Annotated in this window: 19 protein-coding genes and 2 tRNA genes; 4 read left to right on the plus strand and 17 right to left on the minus strand. The window is 69.6% G+C overall.

The features are described 5' to 3' along the window. Positions 1–100: 100 nt before the first annotated feature. The 3 genes from ACWDEX_RS00900 to ACWDEX_RS00910 form a co-directional block, all read right to left on the minus strand. Positions 101–173 (minus strand) — tRNA-Ala (locus tag ACWDEX_RS00900). Positions 174–312: 139 nt separating this feature from the next. Beyond that, positions 313–546 carry a hypothetical protein gene (locus tag ACWDEX_RS00905; protein ID WP_016643127.1) on the minus strand — a complete coding sequence of 78 codons (234 nt, stop codon included), beginning with the start codon at positions 544–546 and terminating at the stop codon, positions 313–315. A 246-nt stretch (positions 547–792) separates the two neighbouring features. Beyond that, on the minus strand, positions 793–2,157 hold the full coding sequence (locus ACWDEX_RS00910; protein WP_450461109.1) for an MFS transporter: 1,365 nt from the start codon (positions 2,155–2,157) through the stop codon (positions 793–795). A 214-nt stretch (positions 2,158–2,371) separates the two neighbouring features. Here ACWDEX_RS00910 and ACWDEX_RS00915 point away from each other — a divergent pair, with 214 nt between their 5' ends. Continuing rightward, positions 2,372–3,223 carry a helix-turn-helix transcriptional regulator gene (locus tag ACWDEX_RS00915; RefSeq protein ID WP_450460963.1) on the plus strand — a complete coding sequence of 284 codons (852 nt, stop codon included), beginning with the start codon at positions 2,372–2,374 and terminating at the stop codon, positions 3,221–3,223. Positions 3,224–3,356: 133 nt separating this feature from the next. Here the strand turns inward: ACWDEX_RS00915 and ACWDEX_RS00920 are convergent. From ACWDEX_RS00920 to ACWDEX_RS00950, 7 genes are all read right to left on the minus strand, one after another. Further along, positions 3,357–3,429 (minus strand) — tRNA-Ala (locus ACWDEX_RS00920). 96 nt (positions 3,430–3,525) lie between these two features. After that, positions 3,526–4,194 (minus strand): histidine phosphatase family protein, encoded by a 669-nt coding sequence (locus tag ACWDEX_RS00925; protein WP_450460964.1) that lies wholly within the window; start codon positions 4,192–4,194, stop codon positions 3,526–3,528. Next, positions 4,191–4,637, minus strand: a complete 447-nt coding sequence (gene rsfS, locus ACWDEX_RS00930) for a ribosome silencing factor (RefSeq protein WP_450460965.1) — start codon at positions 4,635–4,637, stop codon at positions 4,191–4,193. Before rsfS ends, ACWDEX_RS00925 begins: the two co-directional genes overlap by 4 nt. A gap of 113 nt (positions 4,638–4,750) precedes the next feature. Then, positions 4,751–6,544, minus strand: coding sequence for an LCP family protein (locus ACWDEX_RS00935; protein WP_450460966.1), 1,794 nt, complete (start codon positions 6,542–6,544; stop codon positions 4,751–4,753). A 16-nt stretch (positions 6,545–6,560) separates the two neighbouring features. Continuing rightward, positions 6,561–7,223 (minus strand): nicotinate-nucleotide adenylyltransferase, encoded by a 663-nt coding sequence (nadD, locus tag ACWDEX_RS00940; RefSeq protein ID WP_450460967.1) that lies wholly within the window; start codon positions 7,221–7,223, stop codon positions 6,561–6,563. A gap of 82 nt (positions 7,224–7,305) precedes the next feature. Then, positions 7,306–7,461 (minus strand): hypothetical protein, encoded by a 156-nt coding sequence (locus tag ACWDEX_RS00945; RefSeq protein ID WP_450460968.1) that lies wholly within the window; start codon positions 7,459–7,461, stop codon positions 7,306–7,308. A 185-nt stretch (positions 7,462–7,646) separates the two neighbouring features. Continuing rightward, positions 7,647–7,805 carry a hypothetical protein gene (locus ACWDEX_RS00950; RefSeq protein WP_450460969.1) on the minus strand — a complete coding sequence of 53 codons (159 nt, stop codon included), beginning with the start codon at positions 7,803–7,805 and terminating at the stop codon, positions 7,647–7,649. 175 nt (positions 7,806–7,980) lie between these two features. On the opposite strand from ACWDEX_RS00950, the gene ACWDEX_RS00955 reads away from it, so the two are divergent. Further along, positions 7,981–9,120: a M48 family metallopeptidase gene (locus tag ACWDEX_RS00955; protein ID WP_450461110.1), complete on the plus strand. Its 1,140-nt coding sequence runs from the start codon at positions 7,981–7,983 to the stop codon at positions 9,118–9,120. A gap of 112 nt (positions 9,121–9,232) precedes the next feature. Here the strand turns inward: ACWDEX_RS00955 and ACWDEX_RS00960 are convergent, their stop codons facing one another. The 6 genes from ACWDEX_RS00960 to galE form a co-directional block, all read right to left on the minus strand. After that, positions 9,233–10,300: an SCO2583 family membrane protein gene (locus ACWDEX_RS00960; RefSeq protein ID WP_450460970.1), complete on the minus strand. Its 1,068-nt coding sequence runs from the start codon at positions 10,298–10,300 to the stop codon at positions 9,233–9,235. A 190-nt stretch (positions 10,301–10,490) separates the two neighbouring features. Further along, the gene (locus tag ACWDEX_RS00965; RefSeq protein ID WP_450460971.1) at positions 10,491–11,105 is read right to left on the minus strand and encodes an SCO2584 family spore wall biosynthesis protein; all 615 of its coding nucleotides are present in this window, start codon (positions 11,103–11,105) and stop codon (positions 10,491–10,493) included. Between the two features lie 120 nt (positions 11,106–11,225). Further along, entirely contained in the window at positions 11,226–12,512 is a 1,287-nt protein-coding gene (locus tag ACWDEX_RS00970; RefSeq protein WP_450460972.1) for a glutamate-5-semialdehyde dehydrogenase, read from the minus strand. Between the two features lie 83 nt (positions 12,513–12,595). After that, positions 12,596–13,081, minus strand: a complete 486-nt coding sequence (locus ACWDEX_RS00975) for a hypothetical protein (RefSeq protein WP_450460973.1) — start codon at positions 13,079–13,081, stop codon at positions 12,596–12,598. Positions 13,082–13,224: 143 nt separating this feature from the next. Continuing rightward, positions 13,225–14,385, minus strand: coding sequence for a glutamate 5-kinase (gene proB, locus ACWDEX_RS00980; protein WP_450461111.1), 1,161 nt, complete (start codon positions 14,383–14,385; stop codon positions 13,225–13,227). 155 nt (positions 14,386–14,540) lie between these two features. After that, positions 14,541–15,512 carry a UDP-glucose 4-epimerase GalE gene (gene galE / locus ACWDEX_RS00985; RefSeq protein WP_450460974.1) on the minus strand — a complete coding sequence of 324 codons (972 nt, stop codon included), beginning with the start codon at positions 15,510–15,512 and terminating at the stop codon, positions 14,541–14,543. A gap of 331 nt (positions 15,513–15,843) precedes the next feature. On the opposite strand from galE, the gene ACWDEX_RS00990 reads away from it, so the two are divergent. Beyond that, the gene (locus ACWDEX_RS00990) at positions 15,844–18,075 is read left to right on the plus strand and encodes a bifunctional glycosyltransferase/CDP-glycerol:glycerophosphate glycerophosphotransferase (protein ID WP_450460975.1); all 2,232 of its coding nucleotides are present in this window, start codon (positions 15,844–15,846) and stop codon (positions 18,073–18,075) included. 22 nt (positions 18,076–18,097) lie between these two features. After that, positions 18,098–21,661 carry a bifunctional glycosyltransferase/CDP-glycerol:glycerophosphate glycerophosphotransferase gene (locus ACWDEX_RS00995; protein WP_450460976.1) on the plus strand — a complete coding sequence of 1,188 codons (3,564 nt, stop codon included), beginning with the start codon at positions 18,098–18,100 and terminating at the stop codon, positions 21,659–21,661. 127 nt (positions 21,662–21,788) lie between these two features. Here the strand turns inward: ACWDEX_RS00995 and obgE are convergent, their stop codons facing one another. Continuing rightward, the gene (gene obgE, locus ACWDEX_RS01000; RefSeq protein WP_450460977.1) at positions 21,789–23,225 is read right to left on the minus strand and encodes a GTPase ObgE; all 1,437 of its coding nucleotides are present in this window, start codon (positions 23,223–23,225) and stop codon (positions 21,789–21,791) included. Positions 23,226–23,227 lie beyond the last annotated feature (2 nt).

The following is a 23,227-nucleotide window of genomic DNA, read 5'->3' on the forward strand; positions in this document are numbered from 1 at the left end:
ACGGGCCGCCCGGGCAGGGATGCGGCCCGCCGTCCGAGCGCTTATGGGCGCATACGCCGAAGGCGGTCCATCCGATCGGATGGACCGCCTTCAATTCCTGTGGAGCTAAGGAGAATTGAACTCCTGACCTCCTGCATGCCATGCAGGCGCTCTACCAACTGAGCTATAGCCCCTTGTGGCCACGCGGCGGAGCCGCATGTTCACCGTGTCGCCCGGTTTCCCCGGCGGCGACGCCAACATTACACGGTCAACCGGGTGGACCACCAAATCGGTTTCGTTCCCCGCGGAGACGAGCGCCGGTGCCGGCCCTGGTCAGGCCGTCGCGAAGGAGTAGAAGCGCTTGAGCGTGCAGTGCTCGTCGAGGAGCCGGCCGTAGATCGGCTCGCCCTCCAGCTCCCGGTAGGTCTCGATCGGGTCGCCTTTTATGATCAGCGCTCGTGCGCACTCCTCGCACCAGTACTGGTAGTCCGGGTTGACCGGCTCCATGTCACGCACGATCGGCGTGCCACTGCCGCACCAGTCGCACTTCCGCCTGTGTGCACCCATCGATCAGCTCCAGCTGTGGCCGCAGGCCGTGCACACGTAGGAAATACCACCGTTGTCGCCGAGAACCTGGGCAACGTGGGACGAGCCGCAGGAAGGGCAGCCGAGGAGGGTGGCATTCCGACGTGTCACCGCCACTGCGGGAAGATCGTGGACCTCCTCGCGGATGCTCGCAGGCATCGCTACTCCCTCCCGTCGGGCCGCGCCCCCTTCCGGCCGTTTGATTCTGCCACGGCAGGGCCAATACGGTCAGCGACGCCTTCGTACCAGTCCGGACACGGCACCCAGAACGGCCGTTGCGGCCAGCGCGTACATGCACGCGAGGAGCGCGTCCGAAGAGGTATACGCCCCCAGTTCCCCAAGTGACTCAAGCCGGTTGAGGAAGAGCGCGCCGAAGGCCGCGACACCGAGGAGCTGACCGAGCTGGGTGACCGTCGCGAGCAGTCCGCTGGCGTCCGCCGCGTCCTCGGGCCGCACGGTGGCGAGGGCCCGGGTGAGGGTCGGGCCGAAGCCGAGCGCCAGGCCCGCGCCGACGCCCGTGAAGGCCACGTACAGCCACGGTCCGCCGTCGCCCCCGCCGTGCAGCGCCCGCCCCACACCGGCCACGGAGAGCGCGGCGAGCGCGAACCCGACCGGGATCAGGGCTCGTTGCCAGGTGGCCGGCCACATCCGCCAGGTCAGGCCGATCAGTCCGAACACCACGGCGGTCGGCGCGAAGGTGAGCCCCGCGCGCAGCGCGCTGTAGCCGAGGCCGCCCTGGACGTGCAGGGTGAGCGAGAACAGGAAGCCCGCGTTGACCGCCATGACGGCCAGCACCCGGAAGACCGCGAGGCCGACGCCAGGGTGGCGCAGCACCCTCGGCGCGATCAGAGGTGCCCCGCCGCGTCGGGCGAGCCGGGCTTCGTACGCGCAGAACAGGGCGAAGAGCACCACGGCCGCGGCGAGGCACAGCCAGGTCCACAGCGGCCAGCCCTCCTCCTGGCCGAGCACGAGCGGCACGGTCAGCAGCGCGACGGCGGCGCCCAGCAGCACCAGTCCGGGCAGGTCGAGGCCGCGTGAGCGTTCCCGGGCGGACACGTCGTCCCGCGGCAGGACGCGGCTTCCGACGACCACGAGTGCCACACCGAGGGGCACGTTCACCAGGAACACCGGCCGCCAGCCGGTGCCGAACAGGTCGGCGCTGACCAGGACTCCGCCCAGTACCTGACCGGCGGCGGCGCCGGTGGCGAGGACGGCGGAGTACGCGCCGAGCGCCTTCGTCCTTGCGTCACCGGTGAAGTGACGCTGGATCAGGCTGAGCACCTGCGGGATCATCACGGCCGATCCGGCCCCCTGCACCAGCCTGAAGGCGATCAGTTCCCCTGTGCTCCCGGCGAGTCCACAGGCCAGCGAGGCGGCGGTGAACAGCGCGATCCCCGCGAGGTGGACCCTGCGGTGACCGAGCAGGTCGCCGAGGCGCGCGCCGGTGATCAGCAGCACGGCGTACGTGATGGAGTACCCGGCCACCACCAACTGCAGTCCGGCGCCGGTCGCGTGGAGTTCGGAACCGATCGTGGGTAGCGCGACATTCACGATGAAGACGTCGAGCAGGGCCATGAACTGCGCGCTGAGCACGACCGCGAGCAGTCGGCCGGGGCGAATGTCAGTGGCGGGAGTTCTACTGGTGTCAGGTCGGGTCCCAGGCCTTGTACCGGGTCCCGCGGGAGTGGTCGTCGTCATGCCCTCGAGCCTGACGACAGCCGGATACGGGTAACGAGAGCCCGCCGATGCTGGTACTGGCAGCACCTGGTAGCGATGGGCCCCGGCCCGGACAATGGACGACGGGGGGATGCGAGTGACGACGACGACGCAGCGCCGCAGGCCGGAGCTGGCCGCCTTCCTGCGCAGCAGGCGGGCCCGGGTGACACCCGCCGACGTGGGCATGCCACCGGGGCTGCGGCGCCGGACGCCGGGCCTGCGCCGCGAGGAGGTGGCGCAGCTCTCCGGAGTAGGCGTCACCTGGTACACCTGGCTCGAGCAGGGCCGCCCCATCAACGCCTCGCCACAGGTCCTGGACGCGGTGGCGCGCACGCTGCGCCTGGACCAGCCGGAGCGCGAGCATCTGTACGACCTGGCGGAGGTGCCCTACGACCGTGGCCCGGCGGGCCTTCCCCAGCGGGTCGGCCCGGAGATCCAGGCCGTCATCGACGCCCTCGACCCACATCCGGCGGTCGTCTACAACTCTCGCTACGACGTCCTCGCCACCAACTCCGCCTACAGTGACCTCTTCCTGGTCCGGGCGAGGCGCGACACCGAAGTGCCCAATGTGCTGTGGGCGCTGTTCACGGTGCCCGAGGCCGCCTGCCCGGTGGTGCACCGGGACAGGGAGCTGCCGGTGATGGTGGCCACCCTGCGTTCCGCCTACGGCAGACATGTGGGCGAGCCGGCCTGGGAGAACTTCATACGCGCGCTGTCGGCGGCCAGCGAGTACTTCGCCGAGCTGTGGGCGAGCGGCCAGGTGATACCGCCCGGGCCGCGGGTGAAGACCTTCCGTCATGACGCGGTGGGCGAGTTGCGGATGACCTCGGTATCCCTGTCGATCAACGGGATGCCGGAGTGCCGGATCGTGGTGTACACGCCGGAGGACGACGAGGCACGGGAGAAGGCGGCGCTGCTCAGGGAGCGAAGGGGGAGGTCGTAGCGTCCGCGCTGCCTTGCGACGGCCGCCGTGAGAGTCCCGGCGGCGGTGGGAAGCGAGCCACATGAAAAATCCCGCCCCCTGGCGGGGGCGGGATATTCCGTACGATCTTTGACAACTCAAGAGTGTCGATCCGTGGAGCTAAGGAGAATTGAACTCCTGACCTCCTGCATGCCATGCAGGCGCTCTACCAACTGAGCTATAGCCCCTTGCGTTCTTCCCGCTCGGCGGGGCGAACAAGAAGAACTTTAGCCTGCGACCTGCCGGAAAGTGAAATCCGGGTCCCGGCGTCCGGTGAGGAGGTGTCAGTCGTCGTCGCCGAGGACCGGCTCCGGCAGGGTGCCCGCGTTGTGCTCCAGCAGGCGCCAGCCGCGGGCGCCTTCCCCGAGGACGGACCAGCAGCAATTGGAGAGACCGCCGAGGCTCTCCCAGTGGCGGGCCTCCAGGCCGAGCAGGCGGCCGATGGTGGTGCGGATCGTCCCGCCATGGCTGACCACCACGAGAGTGCCGTCCACCGGGAGCTTCTCGGCGTGCCGCAGCACCACGGGGGCGGCGCGGTCGGCGACCTCGGTCTCCAGTTCGCCGCCGCCGCGGCGGACGGGCTCACCCCGCTTCCAGGCGGCGTACTCCTCGCCGTGCCGGGCGAGGATCTCCTCGTGAGTCAGCCCTTGCCAGACGCCGGCGTACGTCTCGCGCAAGCCCTCGTCGAGGGTGACCTCCAGGCCGGTGAGCGCGGCCAGCTCGGCGGCCGTGGCGACGGCGCGCCCGAGGTCGGAGGCGATGATGACGTCCGGCTGGAGGGAGGCGAGCAGACGGGCGGAGCGGCGGGCCTGCCCGATGCCGGTCTCGGTCAGCGCCACGTCCGTGGAGCCCTGGAAGCGACGCTCCACGTTCCACGAGGTCTGACCGTGGCGCCACAGGATGAGGCGGCGGCCCCGACCCTTCCTCCCGGCGTCGGCGCCCCGGCTCGTCACCGAAGTTCCCCGCCCAGCTCCGCGGCCTCCTCGGCGGCCCTCAGCTTGGCGTACTCGGCGGCCTTGCCGCGGGTGGCCCGGGCCTCTTCGGGCAGGTCCAGCTCGGGGCAGTCCTTCCACAGCCGCTCCAGGCCGTAGAAGACGCGCTCCTCGCTGTGCTGGACGTGCACCACGATGTCGACGTAGTCCAGCAGCACCCAGCGGGCCTCGCGGTCGCCTTCGCGGCGCACCGGCTTGGCTCCGAGTTCCTTGTTCAGCCGTTCCTCGATCTCGTCGACGATCGACTTGACCTGGCGGTCGTTGGGCGCGGACGCGAGCAGGAAGGCGTCCGTGATGGAGAGCACATCGCTGACGTCGTAGGCGACGATGTCGTGCGCAAGCTTGTCGGCGGCCGCCTGAGCGGCGGTGTTGATGAGCTCGAGAGAGCGGTCCGTGGCGGTCACTACAAGGCTTTCCGTCGAACGGTCAGTGGTACCCCCAAGGGTCTCACGGACCGCCGACGGCACCCGAGGTGATTAACGGGGCCACACCTCGGCGCACCGAGGTGTGGCCCGCGTCACGACGTGGTCTTGTAGTCCTGACCGAGGACGACGGAGACGCCGGCGTTCGACGTGACCTTGCCCTTCTTCACGGAGCCGACGGGCAGGCCCAGCGTCTTGGCGACCTCGATCGCCTTCTCCTTGTCGCCGTCGTCGGCGTAGGTGACCTGGGACACGGACCGGACGGTGCCGGTACCGGCGTCGATGAAGGCATAGCCGCCGTTGACCAGGACGACACGGGCCCGCTCGGTGGCGGCCTTGGAGCCGGTGGCGTTCGTGATGCCGACCCGGACGGCGTCGTCGGTCTGGGGGCTCTTCACGGTCCCGCCGAGCAGGTTCTTGACCACGGTGTCGGTGGCCTTCTCGCCGACCGTGCCGTCGGGCTGGACCGGCAGCAGTTCGGTCTTGTAGTCGCCCTGCTTGGCGTGGTCCGCCAGCTTGGCGAGGAAGCTGCCGAGATCCTTCTCGGTCAGGGGTGGGTCGATGATCTGCGCGAGCGTCTGCACGGTGACCGTCGCGGCCTGCGGGTCGGAGGACACCTTGCGCAGTACGCCCTGCATGACCTGGCCGAACCGCTTCAGCTGGGCGTCCTGGGGCTCACCGTGGGCCCGGTAGGTGGCGTACGCGACGGCCATCTTGCCGCTGAGCGACTGCTGCGCACCCTTGTGCACCAGGGGCGCGCCGCCCTTCTTGGCACCGGGGTCGGGAACGTCGACGTCGGTGGTGACGAGAATGTCGCCGACGAGTTCGACGAGGTTGTTCAGGAACGGGGTGTCAAGACGCCAGGTTCCCTCGACCTTGGTGCCCAGGACGGAGTCGATGGAGTCGCTGGTACCGGAGGAGCCGTCCTCGGAGACCGACTTGGCCAGAGTGGTCGCGGTGCCGTCGTCGGTGGTCAGGGCAAGGGAGTTGGGCAGTAGGACGGTGGCGCCCTGCTTGGTGGTGGTGTTGTCGACGAGCAGCGCGGTGGAGGTGCCGCCGCCCTTGGTGTTGTGCAGGTGAACGACGATCACGTCGCGGTTCTGGGCGGTCGCGGGCGTCGTGGCGGCCGGGTCGCCGGAGGAGGTGCCGGGCAGCTTGTCCGCGAACCAGAGGTAGCCGATGCCGCCGACGGCCACCAGGGCGAGGACCACGACAAGGGCGATGACCCGGCTTCGGGAGCGTCGCTTGGCCTCCTCACGGCGCTCGGTGCGGTTCTCGGTGAACTTCATCCAGTCGATGACGTCCTCCGAGTCACCGTCAGGTTCCTCGATGAAGGCGAACTGCTCGGTGCGGTAGTCGCGTTCGCCTTGCGACTCCGTCCCGGAGTCGGGCTCCGTCCGTGCGTGCGGGCCACCGTCCGCAAAACCTGCCGAGCCGTCGGCGAAGCCCGTGCCGCCCGTGTACCCCGGCCCGCTCTCGGCCGGGCCCGCCTGCTGAGGGATGTAGGCGGCCTGCTCGGTTATGCGCGGTTGTTGGCCGCTGGTTGCGGCCTGGCCGTACGGGTCGTAGCCGCCGGAGGCGGGGGTGCCGTACGGGGAGTAGGGGTCGTAGGGGGCCGCAGGCGGCTGCTGGCCGGTGTCATGGGGGGACACAGGTTGCTGCTGACCGGTGTTGTACGGCGCCGTGGGCTGCTGGGCACCGGCCGCGTACGGGTCGTATCCGTAGCCCTGGGGCTGCTGATGCTGCTGGTGCTGCTGGGCGCCGTAGGGGTCGTAGCCCTGCGGGGTCTGCCGCGTGGGCACCTGTCGGTACACAGGCTGCCCGAATTCGTCGTAGCCGACGAGTTCGTACTGGTCGCCGCCCGCGTATCCGTCGTATCGGTCGTTCACCGGTGTCCCTCCCGGCTCAGTCGCCGCGGTACAGCTGCCGCTTGTCGATGTAGCGCACCACGCCGTCCGGCACCAAATACCAGACCGGTTCGCCCTGGGCGACTCTCGCACGGCAGTCTGTGGACGAGATGGCGAGCGCGGGAACTTCGACGAGCGAGACACCACCCTCCGGAAGACCCGGGTCCGTCAGGGTGTGGCCGGGGCGGGTGACGCCGATGAAGTGCGCGAGGGAGAACAACTCGTCCGTATAGCGCCAGGTGAGGATCTGACTGAGCGCGTCGGCACCGGTGATGAAGAAGAGATCGGTGTCGGGGTTGAGGGCCTTCAGGTCGCGCAGGGTGTCCGTGGTGTAGGTGGGGCCACCACGGTCGATGTCGATGCGGCTGACCGAGAACTGGGGGTTCTCGGCGGTCGCGATGACCGTCATCAGATAGCGGTCCTCGGCCGGGCTGACCTTGCGGTCGGTCTTCTGCCACGGCTGGCCGGTGGGCACGAACACCACCTCGTCGAGGTGGAATTGCGAGGCGACCTCACTGGCCGCGACGAGGTGCCCGTGGTGGATCGGGTCAAACGTTCCGCCCATCACGCCGAGGCGGCGTTTGCCCGGGTTCGACGGCCCGCTTCCGGGGCCGGGTCCCAGGCCCATCGCCGGACCGGTGGGCATGTGCTGCTCTCCCATGCGTGCAGACCCTACCGGCCCGGCGGCCGGGCTCCGTTCGACAGGCCCCCTGCGAAGGACCGGGACCGGCCGCGTGCAGAACTCAGCGGTCGCGGTTGAAGCGGGTCGTGATCCACAGCAGCAGGAGAAGGATGATGAGGGCGGCTCCGCCCGTCATGAACGGGCTGATGCTCTCGTGGTTGCCGCCTTCGCCCTCGGCGAGGGTGGCCAACTGTGCAGCGGTGCTGTGGAAGCTCATCTTCGGCAGAACCTATCCGGTGTGGGCGGGATAAAGACGTCAGCTCATCGTATGCGGGCGCCTCCGCGCCGCTCACGCCGACTCCGCCGTTGGGGAGGAGAGTGCCCTCCAAAAGCGCCGGACCGGGGCGGCCACTCGCGAGGCCGATCGGTCAGCGACCCCTGTACGCCACCGGAAACACGCCGTCACTGGTCCTTGCGTTTGTAGCCACGCAGCAGGAACCACGCGGCCAGGGCGCAGCCGACGACCATGACGATCAGCACGACACGGAGCAGATTGCCCGGGCCCTGCCGCTCGGCGGCCAGCGCGGCTGCGGTGAGCCAGTCGGCGTTGATGTGCTCCACGGGATCGCTCCTTACGACGTGCTGCTCTGCCACCGTATCTCCGCCTAGGCTGGACTCCGCCCAGGGGGCACTCGTGCAGGGCGTGCGCCGCGCAGCCCCGCGGCGAGCCGGCGCGCACCGCACGGTCGTCCGATGTTCAAACGAACAACGAGCCTTCAGACACATGGGGGAACAGATGTCCGACGTCGGCCATGAGCAGAACGGGCACGAGAACGTGCCGAGCAGGCAACGCAGGCGCTTCCCGGGGATCTCCTCGCGCGCGTACGAACACCCGGCGGACCGCTCGGCCCTGGTGGCCCTGCGCAAGCTCAGCGGCTTCGACACGGTCTTCAAGGCGCTCAGCGGTCTGCTGCCCGAGCGCAGCCTGCGGCTGTTGTTCCTCTCCGACTCGGTACGGGTCTCGGACGCGCAGTTCGCGCACCTCAACGACATGCTGCGGGACGCCTGCCACATCCTGGACCTGGAGAAGGTCCCGCCGATGTACGTCACCCAGGACCCGCAGCCGAACGCGATGTGCATCGGCCTGGACGAACCGATCATCGTCGTGACGACGGGGCTCGTCGAGCTGCTGGACGAGGAGGAGATGCGGGCGGTCGTCGGACACGAGGTCGGGCACGCGCTGTCCGGCCACTCCGTCTACCGGACCATCCTGCTGTTCCTGACCAGCCTCGCGCTCCGGGTCGCCTGGATCCCGCTGGGCAATGTCGCGATCATGGCGCTCGTGACCGCGCTGCGGGAGTGGTTCCGCAAGTCGGAGCTGTCGGCCGACCGGGCCGGACTGCTGGTCGGGCAGGACCTGCAGTCCTCGATGCGCGGGCTGATGAAGATCGCGGGTGGCAACCACCTGCACGAGATGAACGTGGACGCGTTCCTGGAGCAGGCCGACGAGTACGAGGCAGGGGGCGACCTGCGCGACTCCGTGCTCAAGATCCTCAACGTGCTGCCGCGCACCCACCCCTTCGCCACGGTCCGCGCGGCCGAGCTGCGGAAATGGGCCGCCACCCGCGACTACCAGCGCATCATGGACGGTCACTACCCGCGGCGCGACGAGGACGGCGACACCTCGGTGTCGGACTCCTTCCGGCAGTCCGCGGCCAACTACGCCAGCGAGGTGAAGCGCTCCAAGGATCCGCTGATGAAGCTGGTCACCGATATCGCGGGCGGGGCGGGTGACCTCGCGGGCGACTTCGGCGGCCGGGTGCGGCGCGGTTTCGCCGGCTTCGCCGGCAGCGCTCCCAAGGACGCGCGGCGCGAGCCGCACGACAGCCGGCCGGACGAGGAGAACCCGGACGCGACCGACCCCGGCAACGGCTGATCCAGGCGCTCCGGGCCGGCTGCGGGCGGTCCGGAGGGTCAGGGGCGCACCCGTCGGCTCATCCCTCCGGGTCATCCCTCCGGGCGCGCCCTGGGGCCGTGGTCCCGATTGCTCATGGCTTCGGTTGTGTGCCCGCCGCCAGGGTGCCGCACAGGGCGGTGGCGCTGTCCGTCGCGTACGGGTCCGTGCCGGCCGGGCTGCCCCGCTTGGCCGTCTGGCCCGCCAGCAGCGGGTGCAGGTGGTTCGCGGAGTCCTCGGCGCAGGAGAGCGGCCCGGCCTGGACGTAGGAGACGGCCAGCTCGGCCTGGTGCAGACGCAGGTCGTCGCGGTTGAAGCGGAAGGTCAGCTCGCGCCGCACGGTGAACAGCGAGGCCCGCGCCTTCGCATCGGCCCCGGTCGGCTTCAGCGCGTACACCAGGGTGTGGTCGGCGGTGACCTCCAGCGTGGCGGAGTTGGCCTCCGTCGCCTGCAGCGTGCCCCGGACGCGAATGCCGCGGTCGGCCAGCTGGACGCGGGCGGGGTCGAAACGGACCAGCCAGCCGGTGGGCGTGTGCCGCCCGTCCGCGGCCGGGTGGGCGAAGCTCTGGTCGAACTGGGCGAGCTGCTCGGGGGCGAGCAGGAGCCGTACCGGGCGGTTGGCGCCGCCGGTGAGGACGGCCGGGTCGAGCGAGGACTCCACCAGGTATTCCTTCGCCGTGGTCAGGGCGGCGACGACCTGGTCCTCGGAGAAGTGCGCGGTGTGCCGGGCGGCGGGCAGAGTGATGCCGTCGGCGCCGACACGGAACCGGGCGGCGGGGCTGTGCGCGTACAGCGCCTCGGGATCCGTGGAGCCGGGCACGGCGGACCGCGGGGCCAGGGGGATCACCGTCATCCGCAGCGGCTCGACGGGCAGTGCCTCGGGCGCCGGTTCCGGGTGGCGCACGCTCATGTAGATCGCGGTGCCCAAGGCGACCGCTATCAGCAGGAAGAGCATCAGCACCGGCCGCGGCAGTCCGCGGCGCAGGGGCGGACGGCGGCGTACGGCCGGGGCGTGGTCGGCTATGCGCTCCCGAGCGGAGTACTCCTGGAGGCGGGCAGCCCGGATGAACGACTCGTCGAACACGACGGATCGGTATTCGTCCTCGCCCCCACTGGGAGCGCCCTCGGGTGTCCCCTCAGGTGGGTTTCCGGGCCCGCCCATACCTTCAGATTAGGTCTCCCGGCGCTCCCGTAAACGCCCTGGTGCACGACAAGTTCTGACAGGTTCTCACCAGACTTTCGCAAGGGCGCCTAACCCGGTCCGGCCACGCCGGCCGTTCGCTTCCGACGGTGCGGAACGCCCGGCCCGGACGATGTGCGGGAGCGAGGGCGCCCGATTCCTCGTAGGCGCGTCAGGGAGTTCGCGGAACCGCCGAGAACGCCGGTGGCGAGTAGTCCGCGGAGGCCGAGGGGCCCGTACCCACGGTGGCCTTCTGGCCCTGTTCCAGACCGGTTCTGGCGGGCGAGGGGACCTGGTCCTGGCGGCCCGAGGACGCACCCCGGTACACCGCGGCGAAGGCCAGCGCGACCATACCGATGCCCATCACAAGGGCCAGCAGCCAGGCGACCGGGCGGTGCCAGCGGGCGCCTTTGCCGTAGCCCCTGCCGTAGAAGCGCCGCGCACCGTAGTGCCCTTCTGGGAACTCCGTGTCGTCCAGGTCGTCCAGATCCCGGCCGAGGCCGAATTCACCGCTTCCGGCGGGCCCGAATCCGTCCTCATAGCGCTCGTCGTCGCCCAGGGCGCCCCTCGCGCGCGCCCGGCGCGCCTCGGCCTCCTGGGCCTGCGCGCGGGCCTCGGCGGCGGCGAGGAGTCTCTCCACGGCCGTCGGCTCATGGATCTCGGCGGCCCGTACGAAGGCCTCGTCGAAGACCACGGAGGCGAACTCTTCGTCCGTCCCTCCGCGGTCGCGGTCGTCGTCGGGCTCCCGGCCGTCGTGAAACGGCGTGCCCCCCACGTCCTCCGGCACGGATCCAGAGTAAACCTGGGGGGTCAATTTGGGCAGACCGTAAGGAACTTCATTCGCCCGGCATGACGGCCCCCAGGCGGTCGCCGGAAGTCACCGGGGCACGCGGTGCCGAGCGGGTGCTCAGCGCCGTACGTGCCCGTCCCCGGTCACGATGTACTTGGTGCTCGTCAGCTCCGGCAGCCCCATCGGCCCCCTGGCGTGCAGTTTCTGCGTGGAGATGCCGATTTCCGCGCCGAAGCCGAACTGGCCGCCGTCCGTGAAGCGCGTGGACGCGTTCACGGCGACCGTCGTCGAGTCGACCAGTCGGGTGAAGCGGCGGGCGGCCTGCTGCGAGGTGGTGACGATCGCCTCGGTGTGGCCGGAGCTCCACAGTCGGATGTGCTGCACCGCCTTGTCCAGGGAGTCCACGACCGCGGCGGCGATGTCGTACGAGAGGTACTCGGTGTCCCAGTCCTCCGCGGTGGCCTCCACGACCGTGGCCCGGGAGTCCTTGGCGCAGGCCATCACACGCTCGTCGGCGTGCACCGTGACCCCGGCGTCCGCGAGGGCGTCCAGGGCACGCGGCAGGAACTCGGGGGCGATGTCCTGGTGGACGAGGAGCGTCTCGGCGGCGTTGCACACGCTCACCCGCTGGGCCTTCGAGTTGATCAGGATCTCGATGGCCATGTCGATGTCGGCCTGGGCGTCGACGTAGACGTGGCAGTTGCCGGTGCCCGTCTCGATGACCGGGACCTTCGCTTCCTGGACGACGGTCCGGATCAGGGAGGCGCCGCCACGCGGGATGAGCACGTCGACCAGACCACGGGCCTGCATCAGCTCGTGCACGGACTCGCGGCCCTCGCCGGGCACGAGCTGCACGGCGTCGGCGGGCAGCCCGGCACCGCCCACGGCGTCGCGCAGCACCCGTACGAGAGCGGTGTTCGACTCGTACGCGGAGGACGAACCGCGCAGCAGCACCGCGTTCCCGGACTTCAGGCACAGGGCGGCGGCGTCGACGGTCACGTTCGGGCGGGCCTCGTAGATGATCCCGACGACGCCGAGCGGGACACGGACCTGGCGCAGGTCGATGCCGTTGGGGAGGGTGGAACCCCGGACTACCTCGCCGACCGGGTCGGGCAGCGCGGCCACGTCCCGTACATCGGAGGCGATGGCCCGGATCCGCTCGGGGGTGAGCGTGAGCCGGTCGATGATCGCCTCGCTGCTGCCGGCCTCGCGGGCGCGGGCGATGTCCCGGGCGTTGGCCTCGACGATCTCCTTCGCACGGACCTCCAGCGCCTCCGCGATGGCGAGCAGAGCGTCGTCCTTCTCGACACGCGGCAGCGGCGCGAGGTCGGCGGCGGCGGCCCGGGCGCGGTAGGCGGCCTGGGCGACCGGAGACATGGAGTCGTAGGGCGAGAGCGTGGTCATGAGGGAAGGGTAGTGCGCCGGACGGTCCGATCCGCTGGTCGTTCCACCCGCCGAGACACGCCGCGAAGGACTCTCAGGAAGTCTCAGAAGGGTTGTATGCCCACCCGGGTCGCGGGCGGCGGGCCGTATCCTTCGGCGACACGCTGGTGGTAGGTCTCGCGGTCGATGACCTCCAGTCCGACGATCTCCCAGGGCGGGAGCCCCGCGCTCTGGCGGTGCTCGCCCCACAGACGCAGCGCGACCGCGGCGGCGTCATGCAGGTCACGAGCCTCCTCCCAGTAGCGGATCTCCGCGTGGTCGTCCGCATAGCGGCTGGTCAGCAGGAAGGGGTGGTCGTGGGCGAGCTGCTCGAGGGCGCGCCGGACCTCGTTCAGCGGGGCCGTGTCCCCGGAGACGCTCAGCGTGACATGCCACAGGCGAGGGGCATCGCCGCGCGCTTCGTACGCCTCCCCGGCCGCGACGCTGGTCAGCGTGCGCTCCCCGCCCGCACGGGTGGTACCGCCGCCACGAGAGGCACCGGCGGTGCCACCACCGCGGGGCACCGCCACCCCAGGGCGTACTCGTCTCACGACGGCCTCCTTACGCAGTACCGGTGATGCTTGTGCGGAATGTGCCCGTGGAACAAAGTTGAGCAGGCCGCACGGCTCTGTGGGGTGGTTTTACGGAACGTCCCCACCGCACGACCGTGCGGGGCATGCCTTTCGGCCGTCCGTCACGGGTGGAGGACGACCAGGTCGTCACGGTGGACGACCTCGCGTTCGTAGGCGGGACCGAGCTCGCGCGCCAGTTCCCTGGTCGAGCGGCCGATCAGCCGTGGGATCTCCTTGGCGTCGAAGCTCACGAGCCCGCGCGCCACCGCCCGTCCCTCGCTGTCGCGCAGTTCGACGGGGTCGCCGGCGGTGAAGTCGCCCTCGACCGACGCGATACCGGCGGGCAGCAGCGACTTGCGGCGTGCGACGACGGCTTCCACGGCCCCGTCGTCGAGCGTGAGCGCGCCCCGCGGGGTGGAGGCGTGCTGCAGCCACAGCAGCCGGTCGGCGGAGCGCCTGCCGGTGGGATGGAAGTACGTGCCGGTGTCCCGGCCCGCGAGGGCGTCGGCAGCGTGGACGGCGGAGGTGAGCACCACGGGGATGCCGGCTGCCGCCGCGATGCGGGCCGCCTCGACCTTGGTGACCATGCCGCCGGTGCCCACACCGGCCTTGCCCGCGCTGCCGATCTCGACGTGTGCGAGGTCTTCGGGCCCCCTGACCTCCGCCAGTCGGGAGGTGCCGGGCCTGCTGGGGTCACCGTCGTAGACACCGTCCACATCCGAGAGCAGGACCAGCAGGTCCGCGTGGACCAGGTGGGCGACGAGGGCAGCGAGGCGGTCGTTGTCACCGAAGCGGATCTCGTCCGTGGCGACCGTGTCGTTCTCGTTGACGACGGGCAGCGCGCCCATCGCGAGGAGCTTGTCGAGGGTGCGGGAGGCGTTGCGGTGGTGAGCACGTCGGCTGGTGTCGTCGGAGGTCAGGAGCACCTGTCCGATGCGCACGCCGTAACGGGCGAAGGACGCGGTGTAGCGGGCCATGAGCAGCCCCTGGCCCACGCTGGCCGCGGCCTGCTGGCGAGCGAGGTCCCGGGGGCGGCGGCGCAGGCCGAGGGGCGCGAGGCCGGCGGCGATGGCACCGGAGGAGACCAGGACGATCTCCTTCTCTCCACCGCCCACCCGTCTCCCGCCACCGCCCTCGACCGAGGCCCTTCGGCCCGCCCCCTCCGTTCGGTGCTTGGCGAGGACGTCGACGAGCGCGTCCACACAGTCGGCATCGAGGCCGCCGGCGGCGGTCGTCAGCGAGGAGGAGCCGACCTTGACGACGATCCTGCGGGCCTCGCCCACGGCCTGCCTTGCCCCTGCCACTGTGGTCCGCCCCTTTCACGCGCGTTTGACGCGGATCCGCTGTCCTGCAGGGCAATCTACGCGAAGCGGCCGTGTACGGTGCGCTGCCGTCCGGTGGGCGGACGGCTCGCGGTGTACCGACGGGGTCATCGACCTCAGGCGTGGTGGTGACGCCACCCCTGCCAGGCGGATTCGATCATCTCGTCCAGATCGTGGCGGGCGGCCCAGCCCAGTTCCTCATGGATACGGCCCGCCGACGCGACCACACGCGCCGGATCGCCGGGGCGACGGGCGGTCACCTCGGGCATCGCGTGCTCGTTCCCGGTGACCTTGAGGATGCGGTCCACCATTTCCCGGACCGAACTGCCCTCACCGCGGCCGATGTTGAGGGTGAGCGCAGTTCCCTCCGGCGCCTCGCCCAGGCACCGTGCCGCAGCCAGGTGGGCGGAGGCGATGTCCTGGACGTGAATGTAGTCACGCACACAGGTGCCGTCCGGCGTGGCGTAGTCGGCACCGAAGATCCGCGGCGCCTGACCGGCCTCGAGCCGCTCGAACACCATGGGGATGAGGTTGAAGACCCCCGTGTCGGCCAGTTCCGGGGCGGCGGCTCCGGCCACGTTGAAATAGCGCAGAGAGACGGCCCGCAGCCCCTGGGCCCGCGTGGCGGCGTTGATCAGCCACTCGCCGATCAGCTTGGTCTCGCCGTAGGGGCTCATCGGCACACAGGGGGTGTCCTCTGTGACGAGGTCCACATCCGGCATTCCGTAGACGGCGGCCGACGAGGAGAAGACGATCCGGTCGACTCCGGTGGCCGCCATCGCCTCCAGGAGGGTCTGCAGACCGGTGACGTTCTCCCGGTAGTAGTGGAGCGGCCGCTCCACGGACTCTCCCACCTGCTTCTTGCCCGCGATGTGCACAACACCGGTCACGGCGTGATCACGAATCGTCTGTTCCAGGAGGGGCGCGTCCAGCACGCTGCCCACGACCAGCGGCACACCTGAGGGAACCCGGTCGGCGTCGCCCGTCGAGAGGTCGTCGTACACGACCACCCGCTCGCCACCCTCGACCATGGCACGCACCGCGTGTGCGCCGATGTACCCGGCACCGCCCGTGATCAGCCAGCTCACCCTCACGCCTCCCAGGTCTTCGTCACTGGACAGCAGACTCGTCCATGCGCTCGGGAAAATCGAATCCGACATTTCGGATATGACGCCAGGGTCGACGCGCGAGGCCAACGCCACGGAAGCTCTCCGACAAGGCACAACGGCGGGGTGAGCGCGCTCAGTTGAGATTTCGGAACCGTGGTGGCCCTCTTGACCGTCTGACTACCGGGCCCACGGGAACTTCTAGTGAATCCCTTACGCTGATGCGGCGGCGCGCTTCGATTTCATCGGGCGACGGAGCGCGCTCCGGTCCCAGCTCACGCTCGTGCGGTAGTCGCGGAACAGGTTCAAGAGCATGCCTAGATTTTCTCTCGTCGTCCCCGTGTACAAGGTGCAGGGCTACCTCTCCGAGTGTCTCGACTCGGCGCTCGGGCAGGACTACAGGGACTTCGAGATCATCGCGGTCGACGACTGCTCACCCGACGGTTCGGGCGCCATTCTCGACGAGTACGCGGAACGGGACGCCCGAATCCATGTGATCCACCTCACGAAGAACGTGGGGCTCGGGCGCGCGCGCAATGCCGGACTGGAAAAGGCCCAGGGCGATTACGTTCTTTTCCTGGACAGTGATGACACGCTGGCCGACGGCGCACTCACGGCTATAGCCGACCGCCTCGGAGAGGTCGGGGATCCCGACATCCTCGTCTTCGACTACGCCCGCAGTTATTGGGATGGCAAAATTCTTCCCAACCAACGGGCGGACCTGCTGAAGGGCGACGGCCCGGACGTGTTCCCGCTCACCGACCGGCCGCAGTTGCTCGACCTGCTGCAGATCGTCTGGAACAAGGCTTATCGCCGGGACTTCATCGCGCGCCACGACTTCACCTTCCCACCGGGGTACTACGAGGACGCGCCCTGGACGTTCTGCTCCATGATCAGCGCGGAGCGCATCGCCCTGCTGAACCGGGTCTGTGTGATGTACCGGCAGCGGCGCGAGGGCGGCAACATTCTGAAGACCGTCAGCCGCAAGCACTTCGACATCTTCGACCAGTACCGCCGTGTATTCGAGTTCATCGACGCCCACCCCGAACTCTCCCATTGGCACAAGTGGTTGTTCCGCAAGATGGTCAACCACTATCTGACGGTGCTGGAGCACTCCGACCGTCTGCCCCGGGACGCGCGGGCGGAGTTCTTCCACCGCGCCGCCGAGGACTACCGTGCCCGAGTCCCCAAGGACTTCCAGCGGCCGGCCGGTGGCCGGGGCCACAAGTACTCCATGCTGGAACGGGACGCGTACACCGCCATGGCCGGCACCGCGGCCGCGGGACGGTTGCGCCAGGCGCTCACGACCCGTACACGCACCGCCATCAGCCGGTCGAAGCGCAGCGCGATGGGCCTTTTCTACCAGTCGCAGTTGAAGCTGCCGCTCGACGAGAACCTGGCGGTGTTCTCCGCCTACTGGAGCCGCAGCGTCTCCTGCAACCCGGCGGCCATCGACGCCGAACTCGCCCGCCTCGCCCCGCACATCCGCCGTGTGTGGGCCATCCGGCCGGATGCCGTGGACCGCGTACCCGAGGGCGTGGAGTACGTCCGCGTGGGCTCCCGCGCGTACTGGGCCGCCCTCGCTCGCGCCAAGTACCTGGTCAACAACGTGAACTTCGCCGACCGCGTGGTCAAGCGTGAGGGACAGGTCCACCTGCAGACCCATCACGGCACGCCGCTGAAGACCATGGGCCTGGACCAGCGCAAGTACCCGGCGTCGACGGACATGAGCTTCGGCAAGCTCCTCGAACGCTCTGACCGCTGGGACTTCAGCCTCAGCTCCAACCGGTTCTCGACCGCCGTGTGGGAGCGGGTGTACCCCTGCTCGTACACCTCCCTGGAGAGCGGCTACCCGCGCAACGACATCCTCGTGAACGCCACGTCCCACGACGTGCGCCGAGCACGCGCCGCGCTCGGGCTGGCCGACGGCACCAAGGCCTTCCTCTACATGCCCACCCACCGCGAGTACCAGCCCGGGTTCGTACCGAGCCTCGACCTCGCCCGCGTTGCCGAGGACCTCGGGGCCGACGTGACCCTGCTGGTACGAGGCCACTACTTCTACGGGAGTTCCCCGCACGTCGCCGAGCTGCGCCGCAGCGGCCGGATCGTCGACGTCTCGGGGCACCCCCGGGTGGAGGAGCTGTACCTCGCCGCGGACGCCTTGATCACGGACTACTCCTCCGCGATGTTCGACTACGCGATCCTGGACCGGCCGATCATCATCTACGCCCCCGACTGGGACATCTACTCCGCGGTGCGCGGCACCTACTTCAACCTGCTTCAGGAACCGCCGGGCGCTGTTGCCACCTCGCAGGCCGAGCTGATCGGTCTGCTCGTGTCGGACGCACACGACGGTCAGGAGGCTGCCGAACGCCGGGCCGCCTTCCGTCGGCGCTTCTGCGAGCTCGACGACGGGCGAGCGGCTGAACGCGTGGTCCGACGCGTCTTCCTCGGCGAGGAGCCTCTGCTGCCGCTCGTTCCGTTCGCCGAACGTTCCCACGCACCGACTCCTGCCCAAGCGCTCGCACTGGTCGAGCAGGCCTGACCCCGAAAGGAAACTCCTGGCCATGGCCCCTCGGCTCAGTGTCATCGTTCCCATATACGACGTCGAGAACTATCTGCCGGCCTGTCTCGACTCGCTGGCGGCACAGTCGTTCCACGACTTCGAGGTCCTGATGGTGGACGACGGTTCACCGGACGACTCGGCGGCGATCGCAGAGACGTACGCGGCCCGCGACCCCCGGTTCCGGCTGATACGCAAGGAGAACGGAGGCCTGGGAGCCGCCCGCAACACGGGTATCGCCCACATGGCCCCCGAGTCGGAGTTCCTGACGTTCGTCGACAGCGACGACGTCATCCCGCCCGACGCCTACCGCCTGATGGTGAGCAGCCTGGACGACAGCGGCTCGGACTTCGCCACCGGCAACGTCTTCCACCTCAAGGGCGAGAAGTCCTGGCAGGTACCGCTGATGCGGATGCTCGCGGGCGAGGCCCGCCAGCGCACCCACATATCCGAGTACGCCAAGCTCGTCGCCGACCGGATCGCCTGCAACAAGGTGTTCCGCCGGACCTTCTGGGAGAAGAACGGCTTCGCCTTCCCAGAGGGCCGCCTGTACGAGGACACCCCCGTCACCATGCGGGCCCACTACCTCGCCGAGGCCGTCGACGTCATATCCGAGCCGTGCTACTACTGGCGGCTGCGCGAGGGTGAGGCCGCCCCGTCCATCACGCAGCGCCGCACCGACCCGGCCGGCGTACGCGACCGAGTCACGTCCGTGCTGGAGATCAGCACCTTCCTGGGCAAGCAGACCGGCGAGACCTTCGCCCGGCTCAAGCAGGAGTACGACACCCGCGTCCTCCTCGACGACCTGCGGCTGTTCCTCAACGTGGTGCCCGACGGTGACGCGGAGTACCGCGCCGAGTTCCTGCGGTCGGCCAACCGCTTCCTCGACCACATCGACCCCAAGATCGTCATGGCGCTGCCGACCCCGCTGCGGGTGCAGTGGCTCCTGGTGCGCAAGCACCAACTCGACGAGCTGATCACCCTGCAGGCCGGGCAGCGGCGCAAGGAACCCATCGAGGTCCGCGGACTGGTCCGCAAGTACGCCACCTTCCCGTCCCTGGCCGACGCCGACGTGGAGTTCCCCCGCAAGGCGCTGCGCATCGACCAGGACCTGAAGATGCGCGCACCGCTGAAGGAGGTGACCTGGTCGGAGGGCAAGCTGGTGCTGTCCGGCAACGCCTGGATCGACAAGATCGACCTGGCGTCCAGGCACTCCTCCGTGAAGGTGCTGCAGCTACGCAAGGACAAGTCACGCCGCCGCATTCTGCTGCCCGCCCGGAACGTGCGGCGCCCCGAATGCACCACCGACTCCGGTCAGGAGCGCTACAACTACGACTGGGCGGGCTGGGAGGTCGCCATCGACCCCGCCCGGCTGCGCAAGGGCGGCGAGTGGCAGGAGGGCATGTGGCACGTGGGGCTCGGCCTCTTCGCCTCCGGCCTGGTACGCCGCATCGCCGTGCAGTCCAGCGGCGGCGGAGCCGCCAACTACCCGCCGTACCACTGGCTGAGCCCCGATTTCCGGCTGCTGCCGTCCGTCGAGGGCAGCGCGCTCAAGCTGCGGATCGAGAAGGTCCGTGCGCTGGTCACCGGGCGGACGCTGGAGGGCGACGGGATCAAGGTCACCGGCGAGATCCGGGTCCCCCTCGCCGCGGGCGAGAAGGTGGTGCTGCGGGTCAAGAACCAGAAGGGCGCCGAGATCCACGAGTACCCGGTGACCGTGACCGCGGAGGGCGGCACGCGTCGCTTCTCGGTGGAGGTCCCGGTGGCCGATGTGGCGCTGGCGTTCCACGAGAGCATCGACGCCAAGGCCCAGCCGACGACCCGCACCTGGTCCACCGCCCTGGTCGCCACGGACACACGGGGCACCGAACGCGAGTTCAGCACCGTGCTCCAGGAAGGCCTGGCCGACGCACGGTTCAACCTGCCCGTCTCGCTCGGTGAGCAGGCCGTGCCGTGCGAGGTGGCCATAGTCGCCGGCAACACCGGCTATCTGAAGTTCTCCGGGCGCACCCGGCGCGCCGTGATCGACCGCGTCGGCCTTGAGGACGGTCGCATCACCATCGCCGCGCACACCGACGCCCGGCTCACCGGCGCGCGGCTCCTGATCAAGCCCCGCAACCGCTTCGAGGAGCGGTTCGTGGAGGCGCGCTGGTTCGAGGACGGCCGCTTCGAGGTCGACTTCGACCCCTCCACGCTCGGCGGCGACGGCAACGTGCCGTTGCGGGCCGGCCGCTGGAACCTCTTCCTGCGTCCGTCGGACGGTCAGACGCCCGACGTCCCCTTCGTCATCGACCGGCTTGCGGTCACGCAGTTCCCGCTCCACGCCGAGCTGGGCGGACGCCTCTACCAACTGGAGAACCGCTGGGGCGACTTCCCGCAACTCAACTGCCGCTCCGAGCTGAGCGACCTGGAGCGCGGTCCGTTCCGCCAGAATCAGCTGCGCCGTGAACTGTACGAGCCGCTGCGTCAGCAGCCGTTGAAGGACCAGGTCTTCTACCTCAGCTACAACGGCAAGCAGTTCTCCGACAGCCCGCGGGCGATGTACGAGGAACTCGTCGCCCGCGGCACGGACCTGAAGCACCTGTGGGCCGTGCGTGACGGACAGGTCATCCTGCCCGAGGGTGTCGAGCCGGTGCGGATGTGGGGCCGCGAGTGGTACGCGGCGCTGGCCTCCAGTCGCTACATCGTCACCAACGGCCACCTGCCGGCCTGGATCGAGCGGCGGCCCGGCCAGGTCATCGTGCAGACCTGGCACGGCACGATGCTGAAGAAGATCGGCCACGACATCGACACCCTGCACTTCGACCGCCGCTACCAGGAGAAGCTGGCGCTGGAGGCCAAGCAGTGGAGCCTGCTGGTGTCCTCCAACCGCTTCAGCACGCCGATCCTCAAGCGCGCCTTCTCCTACGACGGCGAGATCCAGGAGGCGGGCTACCCGCGCAACGACTACCTGTACTCGGCCGACAAGGACCTCATCGCCGAGCGCGTCAGGAAGCAGCTCGCTCTTCCCGAGGGCAAGAAGGTGGTGCTCTACGCACCGACCTGGCGGGACGACCAGTCGCACAGCGCCGGTCAGTACCTCTTCGACCTGCGGATCGACCTGGAGGACGCGCAGAAGCGGCTGGGCGACGACCACGTCCTGCTCATCCGCCGCCACTCCAACGTGGTGGACGCAGTGCCCGGCGCGGGCAACGGGTTCGTATGGGACGTGTCGGAGTACCCGGACATCGCGGACCTCTACGTCACGGCCGACATCATGATCACGGACTACTCCTCGGTCATGTTCGACTACGCCCACCTGAAGCGGCCCATGCTGTTCTTCACCTATGACCTGGAGCACTACCGGGACACGCTGCGCGGTTTCTACTTCGACTTCGAGCAGGACTCGCCCGGCCCGCTGGTCTTCAACTCCAAGGAGCTGGTCGACGCGATCCGCGACATCGACCGGGTGTCGGCCGAGTACCAGGACCGCTTCGACCGCTTCCACCACCTGTTCTGCGACCTGGATGACGGCCACGCCTCGGCTCGGGTCGTGGACCGGATGCTGGAGCAGGCCCGGACGCTGTGACCCGGCGGCCGTAGCGACGGGAACGGGCCGGGCCCCGGAGGTTGCGACCTCCGGGGCCCGGCCCGTTCCGTGCGCGTTGCCGCCGTGCGGTCACCGCCGCACGGTCTTCACCGCGAACTGACTTCTTCTAGAAGGGCTCGAAGTCGTCGAACTCCTGCTCCGTCTCGTCCCGTTCGGCCTGCCGGTCACGCCGACGCTGCGCGGCCGGACGTGCGCCCTCGAAGCGGTGGTCCTCACCGCGCCGGCCGAGCATCTCCGCGCCCGCCATCACCGACGGCTCCCAGTCGAAGACCACGGCGTTCTCCTCGGGGCCGATGGCAACGCCGTCACCGGAGCGGGCACCCGCCTTCATCAGCGCATCCTCGACGCCGAGGCGGTTGAGCCGGTCGGCGAGGTAGCCGACGGCCTCGTCGTTGTTGAAGTCGGTCTGACGCACCCACCGCTCGGGCTTCTCGCCGCGCACCCGGAACAGCCCGTCGTCCTCGCGCGTGACCGTGAAGCCCGCGTCGTCGACGGCCTTCGGCCGGATGACGATCCGGGTCGCCTCCTCCTTCGGCTTGGCGGCCCGTGCCTTGCCGACCAGGTCGGCGAGGGCGTACGACAGCTCCTTCAGCCCGGTGTGGGCCACCGCGGACACCTCGAAGACGCGGTACCCGCGGGACTCCAGGTCGGGCCGCACCATCTCGGCCAGGTCCTTGCCGTCCGGGACGTCGATCTTGTTGAGGACGACGATCCGAGGACGATCGTCGAGGCCGCCGTACTGCCGCAGTTCCGCCTCGATGATGTCGAGGTCGGAGACGGGGTCACGCTCGGACTCCAGCGTGGCCGTGTCCAGTACGTGCACGAGGACACTGCACCGCTCGACGTGCCGCAGGAACTCGAGGCCCAGCCCCTTGCCCTGGCTGGCGCCCGGGATGAGGCCCGGCACATCGGCGATGGTGTACACGGTCGCGCCCGCGGTGACCACGCCCAGGTTCGGGACCAGGGTGGTGAACGGGTAGTCGGCGATCTTCGGCTTGGCGGCGGACAGTACGGAGATCAGCGAGGACTTGCCCGCACTCGGGTAGCCGACCAGGGCCACGTCCGCGACCGTCTTGAGCTCCAGGACGATGTCCTCGGTGTCACCGGGCACGCCGAGCAGCGCGAAGCCGGGCGCCTTGCGGCGGGCGGAGGCCAGCGCCGCGTTACCGAGGCCGCCACGGCCGCCCTGGGCGGCGATGTACGACGTGCCGTGCCCGACCAGGTCGGCGAGCACGTTTCCCGCCCTGTCGAGTACGACCGTGCCGTCCGGCACCTTCAGGACCAGGTCCTGGCCCTCCTTGCCGGCTCGGAAGCCGCCTTCACCGGGCTTGCCGTTGGTGGCCTTGCGGTGCGGGGAGTGGTGGTATTCGAGAAGCGTGGTGACCGACTGGTCCACGGTCAGGATCACATCGCCGCCCCGACCGCCGTTGCCGCCGTCCGGGCCGCCGAGCGGCTTGAACTTCTCGCGGTGTACGGAGGCACAGCCGTGGCCTCCGTTACCCGCGGCGACGTGGAGTTCGACGCGGTCCACGAAGGTGGTCATGG

This window comes from Streptomyces sp. NPDC001020 (assembly GCF_053599115.1).